This is a genomic window from Pseudomonas sp. Mn2068 (assembly GCF_049319725.1).
Lineage (GTDB): Bacteria > Pseudomonadota > Gammaproteobacteria > Pseudomonadales > Pseudomonadaceae > Aquipseudomonas > Aquipseudomonas gingeri.
The window spans coordinates 38,051-53,525 of record NZ_JBMOUG010000017.1 but is presented as its reverse complement, the minus strand read 5'-3'; the positions used below and the strand labels follow the sequence as shown (position 1 = coordinate 53,525).

Annotated in this window: 17 protein-coding genes; 12 read left to right on the top strand and 5 right to left on the bottom strand. The window is 64.7% G+C overall.

Annotation, left to right across the window (positions count from 1 at the left end; genetic code table 11):
* Nucleotides 1–7: 7 nt before the first annotated feature.
* The 4 genes from ACL9RJ_RS28230 (at nucleotide 8) to ACL9RJ_RS28215 (ending at nucleotide 4,755) form a co-directional block, all read left to right on the top strand.
* Entirely contained in the window at nucleotides 8–2,761 is a 2,754-nt protein-coding gene (locus tag ACL9RJ_RS28230) for a response regulator (protein ID WP_017127747.1), read from the top strand.
* 69 nt (nucleotides 2,762–2,830) lie between these two features.
* Nucleotides 2,831–3,820, top strand: a complete 990-nt coding sequence (locus ACL9RJ_RS28225) for a 2-hydroxyacid dehydrogenase (protein ID WP_017127746.1) — start codon at nucleotides 2,831–2,833, stop codon at nucleotides 3,818–3,820.
* A 96-nt stretch (nucleotides 3,821–3,916) separates the two neighbouring features.
* Nucleotides 3,917–4,351 (top strand): hypothetical protein, encoded by a 435-nt coding sequence (locus ACL9RJ_RS28220; RefSeq protein ID WP_017127745.1) that lies wholly within the window; start codon nucleotides 3,917–3,919, stop codon nucleotides 4,349–4,351.
* Entirely contained in the window at nucleotides 4,351–4,755 is a 405-nt protein-coding gene (locus tag ACL9RJ_RS28215; RefSeq protein WP_017127744.1) for an META domain-containing protein, read from the top strand. The genes ACL9RJ_RS28220 and ACL9RJ_RS28215 overlap by 1 nt, the downstream gene beginning before the upstream one ends.
* Nucleotides 4,756–4,817: 62 nt before the next feature.
* Here ACL9RJ_RS28215 and ACL9RJ_RS28210 read toward each other — a convergent pair whose 3' ends face one another.
* Nucleotides 4,818–5,699, bottom strand: coding sequence for a LysR family transcriptional regulator (locus ACL9RJ_RS28210; protein ID WP_017127743.1), 882 nt, complete (start codon nucleotides 5,697–5,699; stop codon nucleotides 4,818–4,820).
* Between the two features lie 153 nt (nucleotides 5,700–5,852).
* On the opposite strand from ACL9RJ_RS28210, the gene lldD reads away from it, so the two are divergent.
* Nucleotides 5,853–6,998 (top strand): FMN-dependent L-lactate dehydrogenase LldD, encoded by a 1,146-nt coding sequence (gene lldD / locus ACL9RJ_RS28205; protein WP_017127742.1) that lies wholly within the window; start codon nucleotides 5,853–5,855, stop codon nucleotides 6,996–6,998.
* A 7-nt stretch (nucleotides 6,999–7,005) separates the two neighbouring features.
* The gene (locus tag ACL9RJ_RS28200) at nucleotides 7,006–8,094 is read left to right on the top strand and encodes an FUSC family protein (RefSeq protein WP_177118251.1); all 1,089 of its coding nucleotides are present in this window, start codon (nucleotides 7,006–7,008) and stop codon (nucleotides 8,092–8,094) included.
* Between the two features lie 8 nt (nucleotides 8,095–8,102).
* Here the strand turns inward: ACL9RJ_RS28200 and ACL9RJ_RS28195 are convergent, their stop codons facing one another.
* Entirely contained in the window at nucleotides 8,103–8,564 is a 462-nt protein-coding gene (locus ACL9RJ_RS28195) for a TlpA family protein disulfide reductase (RefSeq protein WP_042936244.1), read from the bottom strand.
* 115 nt (nucleotides 8,565–8,679) lie between these two features.
* On the opposite strand from ACL9RJ_RS28195, the gene arsC reads away from it, so the two are divergent.
* Genes arsC through ACL9RJ_RS28180 form a run of 3 tightly spaced genes read left to right on the top strand, consistent with a single transcriptional unit; the run spans nucleotide 8,680 to nucleotide 10,053 of the window.
* Nucleotides 8,680–9,033 carry an arsenate reductase (glutaredoxin) gene (arsC, locus tag ACL9RJ_RS28190; protein ID WP_177109046.1) on the top strand — a complete coding sequence of 118 codons (354 nt, stop codon included), beginning with the start codon at nucleotides 8,680–8,682 and terminating at the stop codon, nucleotides 9,031–9,033.
* Entirely contained in the window at nucleotides 9,030–9,635 is a 606-nt protein-coding gene (wrbA, locus tag ACL9RJ_RS28185; protein WP_017127738.1) for an NAD(P)H:quinone oxidoreductase, read from the top strand. The genes arsC and wrbA overlap by 4 nt, the downstream gene beginning before the upstream one ends.
* A complete protein-coding gene (locus tag ACL9RJ_RS28180) occupies nucleotides 9,628–10,053 on the top strand; it encodes a DUF2069 domain-containing protein (protein ID WP_177118252.1) in 426 nt (141 codons plus the stop codon). Before wrbA ends, ACL9RJ_RS28180 begins: the two co-directional genes overlap by 8 nt.
* A 191-nt stretch (nucleotides 10,054–10,244) precedes the next feature.
* Here the strand turns inward: ACL9RJ_RS28180 and ACL9RJ_RS28175 are convergent, their stop codons facing one another.
* Nucleotides 10,245–10,859, bottom strand: a complete 615-nt coding sequence (locus ACL9RJ_RS28175) for an NAD(P)-dependent oxidoreductase (RefSeq protein WP_177109048.1) — start codon at nucleotides 10,857–10,859, stop codon at nucleotides 10,245–10,247.
* 48 nt (nucleotides 10,860–10,907) lie between these two features.
* Nucleotides 10,908–11,804 carry an MBL fold metallo-hydrolase gene (locus ACL9RJ_RS28170; protein WP_017127735.1) on the bottom strand — a complete coding sequence of 299 codons (897 nt, stop codon included), beginning with the start codon at nucleotides 11,802–11,804 and terminating at the stop codon, nucleotides 10,908–10,910.
* Nucleotides 11,805–11,917: 113 nt separating this feature from the next.
* On the opposite strand from ACL9RJ_RS28170, the gene ACL9RJ_RS28165 reads away from it, so the two are divergent.
* Both ACL9RJ_RS28165 and ACL9RJ_RS28160 read left to right on the top strand, forming a co-directional pair.
* A complete protein-coding gene (locus ACL9RJ_RS28165; RefSeq protein WP_103032632.1) occupies nucleotides 11,918–12,823 on the top strand; it encodes a LysR family transcriptional regulator in 906 nt (301 codons plus the stop codon).
* Between the two features lie 135 nt (nucleotides 12,824–12,958).
* On the top strand, nucleotides 12,959–13,135 hold the full coding sequence (locus ACL9RJ_RS28160; protein WP_167331649.1) for a hypothetical protein: 177 nt from the start codon (nucleotides 12,959–12,961) through the stop codon (nucleotides 13,133–13,135).
* Here the strand turns inward: ACL9RJ_RS28160 and ACL9RJ_RS28155 are convergent.
* Nucleotides 13,127–14,008 (bottom strand): helix-turn-helix domain-containing protein, encoded by an 882-nt coding sequence (locus ACL9RJ_RS28155; RefSeq protein ID WP_017127733.1) that lies wholly within the window; start codon nucleotides 14,006–14,008, stop codon nucleotides 13,127–13,129. The two genes, ACL9RJ_RS28160 and ACL9RJ_RS28155, sit on opposite strands and share 9 nt — an antisense overlap.
* Nucleotides 14,009–14,182: 174 nt before the next feature.
* Here ACL9RJ_RS28155 and pobA point away from each other — a divergent pair, with 174 nt between their 5' ends.
* Nucleotides 14,183–15,367: a 4-hydroxybenzoate 3-monooxygenase gene (pobA, locus tag ACL9RJ_RS28150; protein ID WP_177085362.1), complete on the top strand. Its 1,185-nt coding sequence runs from the start codon at nucleotides 14,183–14,185 to the stop codon at nucleotides 15,365–15,367.
* Nucleotides 15,368–15,475 lie beyond the last annotated feature (108 nt).

Sequence of the window (15,475 nt, the reverse complement as noted above, 5' to 3'; positions counted from 1 at the left end):
GAATTGCGTGCTTAAAAACCTGGGCATCAAAGGCCGCGTCCTGCTGCTCACCCTGTTGCCGACCACACTGATGGCCCTGGTGCTGGGCGGCTATTTCACCTGGCTGCAACAATCGGACCTGCAAACCCAGTTGCTGCAACGCGGGGAAATGATCGCCGAACAACTGGCCCCGCTGGTGGCTCCGGCGCTGGGCCGCAATGACAGCGAGCAACTGGAGCGCGTCGCCACCCAGGCGCTGGAACAGACCGACGTACGCGCCGTATCGTTCCTCGGTGCCAACCGCGAACAGCTGGCCCATGCCGGCCCCAGCATGCTCAACCAGCCGCCCACCGGCAACAGCAGCCATATGCTGCAACGCAGCGGCAATGACGCGACCCGCTACCTGCTGCCGGTCTTCGGCCGGCACCGCAACATGGCCGGCGAACCGCTCCCCGACGAAGCAGACCGGCTGCTCGGTTGGGTCGAGCTGGAGCTGTCCCACAATGGCATGTTGCTGCGCGGCTATCGCAGCCTGTTCGCCAGCCTGCTGCTGATCGCCACGGGCCTGCTCGGCACCGCGCTGCTGGCCGTGCGCATGAGCCGCACCATCAATACGCCGATCAGCAAGATCAAGCTGGCCGTGGCCCAGCTCAAGGACGGCAACCTGGAAACCCGCCTGCCGCCCCTCGGCAGCCAGGAGCTGGACGAACTGGCCTCGGGCATCAACCGCATGGCCGAAACCCTGCAGAACGCCCAGGAAGAATTGCAGCACAGCATCGACCAGGCCACCGAGGACGTCCGGCAGAACCTGGAGACCATCGAGATCCAGAACATCGAGCTGGACCTGGCCCGCAAGGAAGCGCTGGAAGCCAGCCGGATCAAGTCCGAATTCCTCGCCAACATGAGCCACGAAATCCGTACGCCGCTCAATGGCATCCTCGGTTTCACCCACCTGTTGCAGAAAAGCGAGCTGACCCCGCGCCAGCTGGACTACCTGGGCACCATCGAGAAATCCGCCGACAGCCTGTTGGGGATAATCAACGAGATCCTCGACTTCTCGAAAATCGAAGCCGGCAAGCTGGTCCTCGACAGTATCCCGTTCAACCTGCGCGACCTGTTGCAGGATACCCTGACCATCCTCGCCCCGGCCGCCCACGCCAAGCAGCTGGAACTGGTCAGCCTGGTCTACCGCGATACGCCGCTGTCGTTGATCGGCGATCCGCTGCGACTCAAGCAGATCCTCACCAACCTGGTGAGCAACGCGATCAAGTTCACCCGCGAAGGCACCATCGTCGCCCGGGCCATGCTCGAGGAAGAACACGAGGACAGCGTGCAATTGCGCATCAGCGTGCAGGACACCGGCATCGGCCTGTCGAGCCAGGACGTGCGGGCGCTGTTCCAGGCCTTCAGCCAGGCCGACAACTCGCTGTCGCGGCAACCCGGCGGCACCGGCCTGGGCCTGGTGATCTCCAAGCGCCTGATCGAACAGATGGGCGGCGAAATCGGCGTGGACAGCACGCCGGGCGAAGGCTCCGAGTTCTGGATCAGCCTGAGCCTGCCCAAGACCCGCGACGATATCGAAGACCTGCCCGCCGCGCCGCTGCTCGGCCGGCGCGTCGCCGTGCTGGAAAACCACGAACTGGCGCGCCAGGCCCTGCAGCACCAGCTGGAGGATTGCGGGCTGGAAGTGATTCCGTTCAACACCCTGCAGAACCTCGCCAATGGCGTGACCGGCGCGCACCAGACCGAGCAGGCCATCGATCTGGCGGTCCTCGGGGTCACCGCCCAGGACATGCCGCCCGAGCGCCTGAACCAGCATATCTGGGACCTGGAACACCTCGGCTGCCATGTGATGGTGCTCTGCCCGACCACCGAACAGACGCTGTTCCACCTGTCGGTGCCCAATCCCCACAGCCAGCTCCAGGCCAAGCCGGCCTGCACCCGCAAGTTGCGCCGTGCCCTCTCGGACCTGATCACGCCGCGGCCGATGCGCATCGAGCCCATCGAACCCTTGAGCAGCCGTGCGCCCCAGGTGCTGTGCGTGGATGACAACCCGGCCAACCTGCTGCTGGTGCAGACCCTGCTCGAAGACATGGGAGCCGAGGTCGTGGCGGTGGAAAGCGGTTACTCGGCGATCGATGCCGTGCAACAGGCCCGTTTCGACCTGGTGCTGATGGACGTGCAGATGCCCGGCATGGACGGCCGGCAGACCACCGAAGCGATTCGCCAGTGGGAAAACGAACGGCAGAGCACGCCGCTGCCGATCGTCGCCCTCACGGCCCATGCCATGGCCAACGAGAAACGTGCCCTGCTGCAAAGCGGCATGGATGACTACCTGACCAAACCCATCAGCGAACGCCAGTTGGCCCAGGTGGTGCTGAAGTGGACCGGCCTGGCCCTGCGCAACCAGGGCCAGGAGCGCAGCAGCGAAGTCTGGAACAGCGGCAGCGACCTGCTGGTCCTCGATCCGGACGAAGGCCTGCGCCTGGCCGCCGGCAAGGCCGACCTCGCCGCCGATATGCTGGCGATGCTGCTGGCCTCGCTGGATGCCGACCGCGAAGCGATTCGCGCAGCCCGTGAAGCCCATGACAACAACGGGCTGATCGAGCGGGTCCATCGCCTCCATGGCGCCACCCGCTACTGTGGCGTACCGCAATTGCGCGCGGCCTGCCAACGCAGCGAGACCCTGCTCAAGCAGGACGATCCCAACGCCCAGAAGGCCCTCGACGAACTGGACATGGCCATCGCACGTCTCGCCATCGAGGCCCGCGTCAGCGCCTGATCCACGACAACACGCCCCCAGGAGACCGGTGCCAGACTGCCGGTCTGTCTTAAAACAAGGAAGTCCGATATGCGTGGAATTCTATTCAGCAGCCAGACCTACGATCGCGACAGCTTCCTGGCCGTCGCCCCGATGGCCGATCTCGAGCTGCACTTCCAGCCCGCCCGCCTGAGTCTGGACACCGCCGCACTGGCCGAACGACATGAAGTGGTCTGCGCCTTTATCAACGATGACCTGAGTGCCCCGGTACTGGAGCAACTGGCTGCCGGCGGCACCCGCCTGATCGCCCTGCGGTCGGCCGGCTACAACCATGTCGACCTGAACGCCGCCAGCCGCCTGGGGCTCAGCGTGGTGCGCGTGCCGGCCTACTCGCCCCACGCCGTGGCCGAACATGCCGTGGCCTTGATCCTCGCCCTCAACCGTCGCCTGCACCGCGCCTACAACCGGACCCGCGAGGGCGACTTCAGCCTGCACGGTCTGACCGGCTTCGACCTGGTGGGGAAAACCGTCGGCGTGGTCGGCACCGGCCAGATCGGCGCGACCTTCGCCCGCATCATGGCCGGGTTCGGCTGCCAACTGCTGGCGTACGACCCCTGCCCCAATCCCGAGGTCGAGGCCCTCGGCGCCAGCTACCTGGAACTGCCGGAGTTGCTCGGCCAGTCGCGGATCATCAGCCTGCATTGCCCGCTGAACAGCCATACCCGACACCTGATCAACCGCGACACCCTCGCCCACCTGCAACCCGGCGCCATGCTGATCAACACCGGACGCGGCGGCCTGGTGGATACCCCGGCGCTGATCGACGCCCTCAAGGAGGGCCAACTCGGCTATCTCGGCCTGGATGTCTACGAGGAAGAGGCACAACTGTTCTTCGAGGACCGCTCCGACCTGCCGTTGCAGGACGATGTCCTGGCACGGTTGCTGACCTTTCCCAACGTGATCGTCACCGCCCACCAGGCGTTCCTCACCCACGAGGCACTGGCGGCGATCGCCACCACCACCCTGGACAACATCGCCGCCTGGAAATCCGGCCACGCCCGCAACCTGGTGCAGCCCTGAGCCGACAGAAACGCCGTGAACCGGATCGAAGGTCGCATCCCGGCGCTATCCGGTTCGCATCTGCGTGCTAGCATACCGGCCATATTTGGAGGACCCATGGTCGAACACGATTTCCGCTACAGCCTGATGAACCCGCAACACACCCTGACCGAATGCCGCGCCCTGGTGCCGGGTCGTTATCAGGTCACCGGCAACGGTGGCTCGATCCGCATCGACGACGTGCTGCTGGTCACCCTCAAGGGCAGCAAGGACCTGTCCATGCGCCTGACCGTCGAAACCGTGCGGCACCTGATCAACCCGCCGGGCCAGTGGACCGCCATGGCCCGCGGTCCGGTGTTCGGTGAGTTGGCGATTCACCAGTGGCAGGTCAACTGCGACAGCTGCGCCAAAGAGCTGAACTTCGAATTCGCGGTGGATGCCAAGCTCGGCGTCCCCGCCCAGAAACCCGCAGCCACGGCCCGCATCGCCGAGCTGGGTTGGACCACACAGGGCGAGAAGCACCTCTGCCCGAAATGCCAGGAGGCAACATAATGAAACAAGCAGTGATTCTGGGGATGCTGGCGACCAGCCTGTTGGGCTGTGCCGGCGACCGTGTGCAGTTGCAGCAGGATCACAGCTACGTGCTGGAGTGGATCGGCGAACGTCCGCTGATCGACAACAGCCATCTGACCATCACCCTCGGCGATGACGGTCGGGCCTACGGCACCGGCGGCTGCAACCACTGGTTCGCGCCCTACACCCTGGACGGCGACACCCTGAGCTTCGGCAAGGTCGGCAGCACCCGCAAGCTCTGTGCCCCAGCGTTGATGGAGCAGGAAAAACGCTTCCTGCAGGCCCTGGAAACTGTCCAGCGCTGGGATATTTCCCCGGTGGAACAGGTGCGTTTCTGGCCGGCGCAAGGCCAACCCCTGCGCCTGTGGTCGGAAGAAGGCTGAAGCGCTTTCAACCGCACAGCCCAGGCGCCGTGGCCTGAAACGCACGGCGCCCGCATGGCCTTTCACTCCTCCTTCATTTCCTCCGCCAGCTCCAGCCAGGCGCGTGCCGCCGGCGGCAGGTGCGCACTACGGCGCCAGGCCAGGGCGATATGCCAATCGGTCTGCGGCTCATCCAGCGCAATCTGCGCGATCCCTTCATGCCGATGCTTCTGCGCCAGCATGCGCGGCAGGAACGCCACGCCCAACCCTGCCGCCACCAGATCGACGATAAAGTCGACCTGGGCACTGCGGGCGGTGATCCGCGGCACCACGCCGCGACGCTCACAGGCGGTGAGAATGATCCGGTTGAGGGCGAATCCGGCCTCGAACAGAATGAACGGCGATGGCGCCAGCTGGGCGAAGTCCACCGTCTTGTTCCCGGCCAGCGGATGGCTGCGAGGCATCAGGACCATCAGCGGCTCCGAGCGCACCTCCTGATATTCGAATTCCTCATCGATGGGCACCAGCAACGCCGCCAGATCGACCTCCCCCGCCTGCAGGCATTCGTTCAACTTCTTGCTGCCATGCTCGACCAGCTCGATGTCGATAGCCGGGTAACGGCTGCGATAGGCGGCAAACATCGCGGCGAACAGGGCACCGCTGCCCACCGGCGGCAAGCCGATGCGCAACACCCCACGCTTGAGCCCGCGCAGCTCGTCGAGCTCGGCGATCAGGTCGTTGCGCTCGGCCAACAGCACCAGCGCCCGGCGATAGGCGATCTCCCCGGCGGCGGTCAGCTCGCTGCGATGGCCGATGCGATTGAGCAACGGCGTACCCAGCTCATCCTCCAGGGTCTTGACCGCCTTGCTGACGGTCGACTGGGTCAACGACACCACTTCCGCTGCCTGGGAAAACCCACCCTGACGTACCACTTCGACAAATGCGCGCAATGTCCGCAGGTTCATGACTATTCCCTTTGCGACTTAATTCAAGTTGAAAAAGTTGTTTTTATCATACACGGGTTTTCCCTACTCTGACCCCGTCGGCCACCCCGCGGCGATATCCCCCCGGATCAGCGCTCAGGCACGCCAGCCCCGTCACTCAGAGGAATTGCTCCCATGATCATTTCATCGGCCACCGACTACCGCGAAGCCGCACGCCGCAAGTTGCCCCGTTTTCTCTTCGACTACATCGACGGCGGTGCCTACGCCGAACATACCCTCAGGAAAAACGGTTCGGACCTGGCGGACGTCAGCCTGCGCCAGCGGATCCTGAAAAACGTCGACAGCCTCAGCCTGAAGACCAGCCTGTTCGACCAGCCGATGGCGATGCCCATCACCCTGAGCCCGGTGGGGCTGACCGGCATGTATGCCCGTCGTGGCGAAGTCCAGGCGGCCAAGGCGGCCGCAAACAAGGGCATCCCCTACTGCCTGTCGACGGTCTCCGTGTGCTCTATCGAGGAAGTCGCTTCGCAAAGCCCGCAGGCCATCTGGTTCCAGCTCTATGTGCTCAAGGACCGTGGTTTCATGCGCAACGCCCTGGAACGGGCGCAGGCCGCCGGCGTCAAGACCCTGGTATTCACCGTGGACATGCCGACCCCCGGGGCACGTTATCGTGATGCGCATTCGGGCATGTCCGGCCCCTATGCCGCGACCCGCCGGATCCTCCAGGCGACGATGAAACCGGACTGGGCACTCAATGTCGGCGTCCTCGGACGCCCTCACGACCTGGGCAATATCTCCCGCTACCTGGGCAAGGCCACCACCCTGGAAGACTACGTCGGCTGGCTGGGCAACAACTTCGATCCGTCCATCAGCTGGAAGGACCTGGAATGGATCCGCGAATTCTGGAAGGGTCCGATGATCATCAAGGGCATCCTCGACCCGCAGGACGCCAAGGATGCCGTCAGCTTCGGCGCCGACGGGATAGTGGTCTCCAACCATGGCGGCCGGCAGCTCGACGGCGTGCTCTCCACCGCCCGGGCCCTGCCACCGATTGCCCAGGCCGTGGGCAGCGACCTGAGCGTGCTGGTCGACTCGGGCATCCGCTCGGGGCTGGATGTGGTGCGGATGCTGGCCCTGGGGGCGAAAAGCGTGCTGCTCGGACGCTCGACGGTGTACGCCCTGGCGGCGGAAGGGCAACACGGCGTGGAAAACATGCTGGATATCTTCGCCCAGGAAATGCGCGTGGCCATGACCCTGACCGGCGTGACGTCGATCGACCAGATCAACGAATCCATCCTCGCCCGCGCTCCAGCCTGTTGAGTCCATCATGCCACAGCCCATGACCTCGAAAGTGGCGGCGATCCTGCGTCGGTTGGCAGACACCGGATCGCCCCACCGGATCCCTCTGGCCGACCTCGCCCGCGGCGGGGTCGTATGCGCGGCCCCGGCGATCCTCGCCGCGTACTGTCACAATCCGCTGCTCGGCTGGTCGGCCATCGCCGCGTTCTGGACCCACATCAGCCTGCCCGACGGGCCCCTGGGCAAGCGCTGCCGGTTCGCCCTGGTATTTGGCCTGGCGGGCGCGTTCGCTTCGGGTCTGGGTGTCTGGAGCACCGCCTGCGCGCCACTGATGATCGTCCTCGCGGCGCTGATCGGTTTCTGTGGCGCCTTCGCCAGCGTGGCGGGCAAGCGCATCGGCTTCCCGGCGTTGCTGGTTGCCACGGCCTTCGCGGTATCGACGGCCTTTGCCGGAAACAACCTCGAGCATGCCCTCGGCTATGCCCGTTACTTTCTCTCCGGCAGCCTCTGGGCAAGCGCTATCACCCTGCTGTCGTGGCGTCCCCGTGAGCAGGCGCTGGTCCCGGGCGAGCTGCCCGCAGTTCTTTCCAGCACGCTGCGACAACACTTCAACCCGGGCTCACAGGGTTTTCTGCACGGCGTGTGTGTGGCCCTGGCCACGGCGATTGCAGTGGCCACCGTGCACTACTGTGAACTGGATCACGGCTACTGGATGATCCTGACGGTGCTGCTGATCAGCCAGCCCGGTTTTGCCGCCACCTTGAAAGTGTCTGTCGAACGGGTGGCGGGCACCTTGCTCGGCGCGTTGATCGCCATGCTGCTGGGCCATTTCGTCCACGCGCCGTTGCTGATGGCGTGGCTGATCCTGCCCATCTCGATCGGAACGCTGGCCTGCCGCAACATCAGCTACCTGGCCTATATGCTGTTTCTGACACCGCACTTCATCCTGGTTGCCCAGTTGGGCCGACCCGACGAAGGCGAAATCGGCCTCACCTACCTGCGCGTGTTCAACAGCCTCGCCGCCGCGCTACTGGTGATCATGATCGCCCTGGTCGCCCGACCGCTCTGGAGAAAGCCACAGTCGAGCGGAGCCGTCGGCAGGCTCGGGGACTCGTAGTCAGCCCTTCAGCCCTTGAGCGCCTTCAGCCGCTCCAGCACACCGGCCGCGGTCTGCTCGCCCATCAGTTGCTCGCGGACCTTGCCCTTGTCGTCGATGATGTAGGTCACCGGCAAGGCCTCGCTCCGTGGCAGGTCGAAGAAATCCGCCGGATCCTGTGCAAGTACGGTGAACCTGATCCCCAGCGCCTCGCTGGCCTTGACCAGGTCATCGCCCTGCAAGCCATCGAAGTTCACCCCGAACACTCCCACCGACTGGCCCTTGAGCTGTTCGGACAAGGCATTCAACTCGGGAATTTCAGTACGGCACGGACCGCACCATTCAGCCCAGTAGTTGACCACTTTCCACTGCTTGTCCAGCCGCTCGGACGCGACCTTCTGGCCGTGCTGGTCAACCCCGTAATCGTTGCCGCAGCCGCTCAGCAGCAGCGCGCCCATCATCGCCAATGCGGCGGCCAATCGCCTCGCCATGTGCACCATCCCCCGTCAATTGAGTCATCGACTGCGACCATTTACCTCGTACGGTTCAGGAGCGCTCGCCAGGCAGGTAGAATACCCGCCACCTTACGCAAGATGCGACCCGCACATGACCGATCTGACGCTTTATCACAACCCGCGCTGCTCGAAATCCCGCGGTGCGCTGGAACTGCTCGAAGCCCGTGGCCTGGCCCCGACCGTGGTGCGCTACCTGGAAACCCCGCTCGATGCCGCCCAATTGCGCGCCTTGCTCGACAAGCTCGGCCTCAGCGCCCGGCAACTGCTGCGCAGCGGCGAAGACGAATACAAGAGCCTGAACCTGGCCGACGACCAGCTCGGTGAAGCACAACTGATCGCCGCCATCGTCGCCCATCCGAAACTCATGGAGCGACCGATCCTGGTGGCCGGGGACAAGGCCATCATCGGCCGTCCGCCGGAAAAAGTGCTGGAGATCCTGCCGTGAGCGAACCGTACGTCCTGGTGCTGTTCTACAGCCGCAACGGTTCCACCCGAGAAATGGCCCGCCAGATTGCCCGGGGTGTCGAGCAGGCCGGCATGGAGGCGCGCCTGCGCACCGTGCCGGCGATCTCCAGCGAATGCGAGGCCGTGGCCCCGGCCATTCCCGACGAAGGCGCGCTGTATGCCAGCCTCGACGACCTGAAGCACTGTTCGGCCCTGGCCCTCGGTAGCCCGACCCGCTTTGGCAACATGGCCGCGCCGTTGAAGTACTTCATCGACGGCACCAGTAACCTCTGGCTGACCGGCGCCCTGGTGGGCAAGCCAGGTGCGGTCTTCACCTCGACCTCCAGCCTGCACGGAGGCCAGGAAAGCACCCTGCTGTCGATGCTGCTGCCCTTGCTGCACCACGGCATGCTGGTCACCGGCCTGCCCTACAGCGAATCGGCCCTGCTCGACACCCGCGGTGGCGGCACGCCCTACGGCGCCAGCCATCACACCGGCAGCGACGGCAAGCGCGCCCTGGACGAACACGAGATCGCCCTGTGCCGCGCCCTCGGCCTGCGCCTGGCGAACACCGCGCTGAAACTGGAGAACGGCCGTGGCTAGGAAGCCCAAGGTTCTACCCAGCCAGGACTGGCTGGAGCCACGGGTAAGGCTCGGCCGGGTGCTGGCCCTGGTGTGCTTTCTCGGGCTGATCGGCCTGCTTTGCGTGTATTACCTGATGTTTGCCGAGCTGCACGGCGCCCGACCGTGGGTGATCCTGCTGGTCGAACTGGTGCCCTTGTTGCCGCTGCTGCCGGGGATGTTGCTGGGTAGCGCGCGGGGCCATTCGTTCACCTGCTATGTGGTGAACCTGTATTTCCTCAAGGGCGCGCTGGCGGCCTTCGACCCCAACCGGCAACTGTTCGGGGTACTGGAAATGGGCGCGAGCCTGGCGGTGTTCTGCAGCGCCATGCTGTATGTGCGCTGGCGTCATCAACTGAACCGGCGACTGGCGGGAGAAGGCCAGGCCCAACCGGCCTGACCCCATCTGCAGGTTGTGACTGGCAGCCCCCGTGGGAGCCGGCTTGCCGGCGATGGCATTGACGCGGGGTGTCTGCTGGAACGCGGTGCCTGCATCGCCAGCAAGCCGGCTCCTACAAGGTCTGCGGGTACGACCGACAGCCCCATTGTGAAGACCGGCTTGCCAGCGAAAAGGCCCTGGTCCTGCGACGATCAGTAGCCGACCGCGAACCGCTGGCGCGAGTGAGCAGGCTGTTCGACCTCATCCAGCAGGGCAATCGCATAGTCGGCGAAGGTGATCCAGCTGCGGCCTTCGGCGCTCACCAGCAGGTCATCCTTGCCCAGGCGGAATTTGCCGGTGCGCTCGCCTTCGACGAACTCCGCCGAAGGCGACAGGAAGCTCCAGTCCAGCTCCTTTTCCTGACGCAGGCTTTCGAGGAAGGCCGCCCCGGCACTGGCCTCGGCCTTGTATTCCGCCGGGAAACCCGGACTGTCGATCACCCGCCCGCCACCGGGCAGCAACAACGAGCCGGCCCCACCGACCACCAGCAGGCGCTTGACTCCGGCCTTCTTCACCGGACCGATCACCGCCGCGGCCGGCAGGGTGGCGAAATGCGCGGCGCTGATCACCACATCGTGACCGGCCACGGCTGCTTCCAGCGCAGCCGCATCGAGGGCATCGACCGCCTTGCTGACGACACCGGGGCGTGCCTCGATCTTCGCCGGATTGCGGGCGATGGCGGTGACGCTGTGGCCGCGACGCAGGGCTTCTTCCAGCAACTGGCTACCGGCACGACCGGTGGCACCAATGATTGCAATCTTGCTCATGACGCTCTCCAAGTGGATTGTTGACGATCAATCAGGCGGTGAACGGACTCACCATTTCATTTCGCCCTTGGCGACCTTGGCGCTGAGTTCCAGGGAGGACTCCTCGCCCAGGTCCGGGTAACGCTGTTTCATGGCGGCGATCAGTTGGGCGGAATCCCTGGCCTTGGCGGTCTCTTCGTCGAAGGCCTTGATGTAGTCCGCCGTGAACTGCGCCGCCGCCACGGAATGCGCTGCATCGCCGAGGTAATGGCCGGGTACCAGGATCTGCGGTTGCAGTGCCTGGATACGTTGCAGCGTAGCCAGCCAATCCTTGTGGGACTGGGCGGACTGGGTGTCGGCCATCCACACATGGATATTGCCTGCGACCACCACGCCGCCCACCACCGCCTTGAGCGACGGGATCCAGACAAAGCTGCGATCCGGCTGCGCGCCATCCAGGCCGATAATGTCCAGCTCGCGTCCCTCAAGGATCAGTCGATGGCCCTTGAGCACCTGCGGCACGACGGTCCGGGCGGGAACATCGGCACCCATTTTCGGGCCCCAGAACGCCAGCTTGCCGTCGACGGTGGCCCTGATATGCGCCACGGTCGGTGCCGAGGCCAGTACCTTGGCCTTGGGGAACGCGCGGGTGAGGGTGTCCAGGCCGAAGTAGTAGTCCGGGTCACCGTGACTGATATAGATGGTGGTCAGTTGCTTGCCGCTGGCCCGGATCTTTTCCACCACCTGCTCGGCCTGGGACTTGCCGAACTGGGCATCCACCAGGATCGCCTCCTTCTCGCCACTGACCAGCACCGAAGTCACCGGAAAAATCGCCGCCGTTCCCGGGTTGTAGACGTCCAGGGTCAGGGCCGGCTGGGCCGCCGCCTGGCCGGCAAAACCGAGGGCCGCAACGCCAAGGGTCGCGCCAGCGAGCAAGAGGCGACGAAATGAAGAGAGTCCGATCATGTACAGCTCCAGGGTCTGTTTGCCGTGATTGGCAGTGAACAGAGCTTAGTTGCCCGATCCGATACAAAAAATGCGATGCTGGGACATAGTTTGTTTCTGAAATCGGGCAAATCATGGATCGTCTTACAGCAATGCGGGTGTTCGTGACGGTGGTGGACCTGGGCAGCCAATCGGCGGCGGCCGACCACCTGGAGCTGTCGCGACCGGTGGTGTCGCGTTATCTGGCGGAACTGGAAGACTGGGTCGGCGCGCGCCTGATGCACCGCACCACGCGCAAGCTGAGCCTGACCGCGGCGGGCAGCGAAACCCTGCCGCGTTGCCGGCAGTTGCTGGAGCTGTCCGGCGACCTGCAGGCCGCCGTCAGTACCCCGGACGAAGCACCGCGAGGCCTGCTGCGGATCAGCGTCAGCACCTCCTTCGGCCAGGCCCAGTTGGCCGATGCCATGGCGGAGTACGTCCGGCGCTTCCCCGGCGTCAGCATCGACCTGCAGATGCTCGACCGCACCGTGAACCTGGTGGACGAACGCATCGACCTGGCGATCCGCACCAGCAACGACCTCGACCCGAACCTGATCGCCCGGCGGCTGACGGTCTGTCGCTCGGTGATCTGCGCGTCACCGGCCTACCTGCGCGAACACCCGGCGCCGCGGCGGGTCGAGGAACTGAGCCAGCACAACTGCCTGACGCACTCCTACTTCGGCAAGAGCCTCTGGCATTTCGAGCAGGATGGCGAACAGGTTTCGGTGCCGGTCCAGGGCAATATCAGTGCGAACGAAGCCAGCACCCTGCTGCGCGCGGTCATGGCCGGGGCCGGTATCTCGATGCTGCCCACCTACCAGGCCGGGGTGCATATCCACCGCGGCGAACTGGTGCGCCTGCTGCCCCACGCCGAACCTCGGCTGATGAACATCTATGCGGTCTACGCCTCGCGCAAGCACATGCCGGCGACCTTGCGCAGCATGCTGGACTTCCTGGTGCAGCGCTTTCCCGAGACGCCGGCCTGGGACAGGGGCCTCTGACTTCATGGATCGCTAAGGGGCGCCGCGCGTCCACGCTGGTGGCGCTCGAAAAGCTGGCAAGTCGGCGCAACTGACCTAATCTTCAACTCAGTACCTGCTAGCGAACCCGGTTCGACTGAGTCAGAGGTCTGCACCATGAATATCCTCAAAACAAGAAAATGTGCCGCCGTTCTTGCTGTCTGCGCCGTTGTCGCGCTGTATGCCACCGCCGCCTGGCGGGTCGAGCAGCTCAGGCAGACACCGCGCAACCTCTCCACCTGCAACCTTGAGCATTGCGTGCCGCACACGGCCAGCCTGAGCGCGCTACGTTAGGCCGGTATCGGCGCGAAAGGCACTCGGCGACAGTCCGGTCAGGCGCCGGAAGAACCGCGAAAAATAGGCCGGGTCCGCGAATCCCAGGTCGTCCGCGACCTGGCTGATGGTCATGCGCGTGTAGATCAGGTTGCGCTTGGCCTCCAGCAAAAGGCGCTGGTGAATAATCTGCAGCGCCGACTGCCCCGCCCATTCCCGGCAGATACTGTTCAGGTGGGCGACGGAGATGCCGACCTTGTGAGCCAACTGCTCGACACTCGGCTGTTGGCGAAAATGCGCCTCCACCAACCCGTTGAAACGACTCAGGTACTCCCGGCCGCGCTCGGGTAGCTGTCCGGCTGCCTGACGGCGGATCACCTGGCGGCTGACCCATACCAGCAATACGCTGACCAGCGAACGCAGGAGCATGTCCCGCGCCGGCTGGTTCGCCGCGTACTCACTCTGCAAGGCGCTGAACAAGCGGTTGAGATAGACGCGGTCCCTGCCCGCCGGATAACTCGCGGCAAGCGCCAGGGCATCCGGCGAACTGCCCAGTTGCTGCTGAAGCTGCGCCACCAGCGGCGCGGCCAGGGTCAGCACGTAGCCATCGATGTTCTCGGAAAAATGAAAGCCGTGCACACACAGGGGCGGCACCACCTGGATCGCCGACTCGCGCAAGGTGGTGCGTTGCCCTTCGATATCGACCTGGGCCTGGCCCTTGTTGAGGAACAGCAACTGGCACAGGTCGGCGTGCCGGTGCGGCTGGATCTCCCAGTGATGCAGGCGGCTGCGCTTGGGAATGGTCTCGCAGTGCAGCAGGTCGGGGGTGATCCAGTCCTGGTTTTCACCATAGAGCTTGAAGACCGGAATCGACGCGGTGGCGGGCTTGTTCATCGACGTGGCGGACCTGGGCGATAATCGCCCGCATTGTTGAAAAGTACCGGCAAAGGCGCATTTTTCACCTTCTAAAGCCACTACTGCAAGCGAAAAATGCAGGCACTCGATACCAGAGTCCTTATAAGAACCGACTCACCGGCACGCCGCGTGAAGCTTGCAGAGAGAACAACAATGAAAACTCAAGTCGCTATTATCGGTGCCGGCCCCTCCGGCCTGCTGCTCGGCCAACTGCTGCACAACGCCGGGATCGACACGGTGATCATCGAACGCCAGGCACCGGACTACGTGCTCGGGCGGATCCGCGCCGGCGTCCTGGAACAGGGCATGGTCGAGTTGTTGCGCCAGGCCGGGGTCAGCGCGCGCATGGATGCCGAAGGACTGGTGCATGACGGCTTCGAACTCGCCTTCAACGACCGGCGGGTGCATATCGACCTGAAGACCCTGACCGGCGGCAAGAGCGTGATGATCTACGGCCAGACCGAGGTCACCCGCGACCTGATGGCCGCCCGCGAGGCCGCCGGGGCGCCGACGATCTACAGCGCCGGCAACGTCCAGCCCCACGGCATGAAAACCGACGCGCCCTGGCTAACCTTCGAGAAGGACGGCCAGACCCACCGCCTGGACTGCGACTACATCGCCGGCTGTGACGGTTTCCACGGGGTCGCCCGACAGTCGATTCCGGCCGACGCACTGCAGACCTTCGAACGGGTCTACCCCTTCGGCTGGCTGGGCATTCTTGCCGACACGCCGCCGGTCAGCGAAGAACTGGTGTATGCCAGCCACGAACGCGGTTTTGCCCTGTGCAGCATGCGCTCGCCCACACGCACCCGTTACTACGTGCAGGTGCCGGCGCAGGAAAAGGTCGAGGACTGGTCCGACGCGCGCTTCTGGCAGGAACTCAAGGCGCGCCTGCCGGCCAGCCTGGCCGAGCGCCTGATCACCGGACCGTCCATCGAGAAGAGCATCGCGCCGCTGCGCAGCTTCGTGGTCGAACCGATGCAGTACGGGCGGATGTTCCTGGTCGGCGACGCCGCCCATATCGTCCCGCCCACCGGCGCCAAGGGCCTGAACCTGGCGGCCAGCGATGTCAGCACCCTGTTCGACATCCTGCTCAAGGTCTACCGCGAGGGCCGTCACGAACTGCTGGAGCAATACTCGTCGATCTGCCTGCGCCGGGTCTGGAAAGCCGAGCGCTTTTCCTGGTGGATGACCTCGATCCTCCATCGTTTTCCCGACAGCGATGCCTTCAGCCAACGCCTGCAACAGACCGAACTGGACTACTTCGTCGGCTCCGAAGCCGGGCGCAAGACCATCGCGGAAAATTACGTCGGCCTCCCTTATGAGACTATCCAATAGCAAGCTATCTAGTACACTGGCAGGCACTCCCGTGCTTGTCCCGATAACCGTCGGTCCGCAACTGATGCCTATCTGTGGTAGCCGGGCTTGGCCGCGAAGCGTTCAGAG

Coding starts and splice junctions, on each gene's coding strand:
- ACL9RJ_RS28225 (WP_017127746.1), top strand. CDS start 2,831: ATGCGTGGAATTCTATTCAGCAGCCAGACCTACGATCGCGACAGCTTC.
- ACL9RJ_RS28220 (WP_017127745.1), top strand. CDS start 3,917: ATGGTCGAACACGATTTCCGCTACAGCCTGATGAACCCGCAACACACC.
- ACL9RJ_RS28215 (WP_017127744.1), top strand. CDS start 4,351: ATGAAACAAGCAGTGATTCTGGGGATGCTGGCGACCAGCCTGTTGGGC.
- ACL9RJ_RS28210 (WP_017127743.1), bottom strand. CDS start 5,699: ATGAACCTGCGGACATTGCGCGCATTTGTCGAAGTGGTACGTCAGGGT.
- lldD (WP_017127742.1), top strand. CDS start 5,853: ATGATCATTTCATCGGCCACCGACTACCGCGAAGCCGCACGCCGCAAG.
- ACL9RJ_RS28200 (WP_177118251.1), top strand. CDS start 7,006: ATGCCACAGCCCATGACCTCGAAAGTGGCGGCGATCCTGCGTCGGTTG.
- ACL9RJ_RS28195 (WP_042936244.1), bottom strand. CDS start 8,564: ATGGCGAGGCGATTGGCCGCCGCATTGGCGATGATGGGCGCGCTGCTG.
- arsC (WP_177109046.1), top strand. CDS start 8,680: ATGACCGATCTGACGCTTTATCACAACCCGCGCTGCTCGAAATCCCGC.
- ACL9RJ_RS28175 (WP_177109048.1), bottom strand. CDS start 10,859: ATGAGCAAGATTGCAATCATTGGTGCCACCGGTCGTGCCGGTAGCCAG.
- ACL9RJ_RS28170 (WP_017127735.1), bottom strand. CDS start 11,804: ATGATCGGACTCTCTTCATTTCGTCGCCTCTTGCTCGCTGGCGCGACC.
- ACL9RJ_RS28165 (WP_103032632.1), top strand. CDS start 11,918: ATGGATCGTCTTACAGCAATGCGGGTGTTCGTGACGGTGGTGGACCTG.
- ACL9RJ_RS28160 (WP_167331649.1), top strand. CDS start 12,959: ATGAATATCCTCAAAACAAGAAAATGTGCCGCCGTTCTTGCTGTCTGC.
- ACL9RJ_RS28155 (WP_017127733.1), bottom strand. CDS start 14,008: ATGAACAAGCCCGCCACCGCGTCGATTCCGGTCTTCAAGCTCTATGGT.
- pobA (WP_177085362.1), top strand. CDS start 14,183: ATGAAAACTCAAGTCGCTATTATCGGTGCCGGCCCCTCCGGCCTGCTG.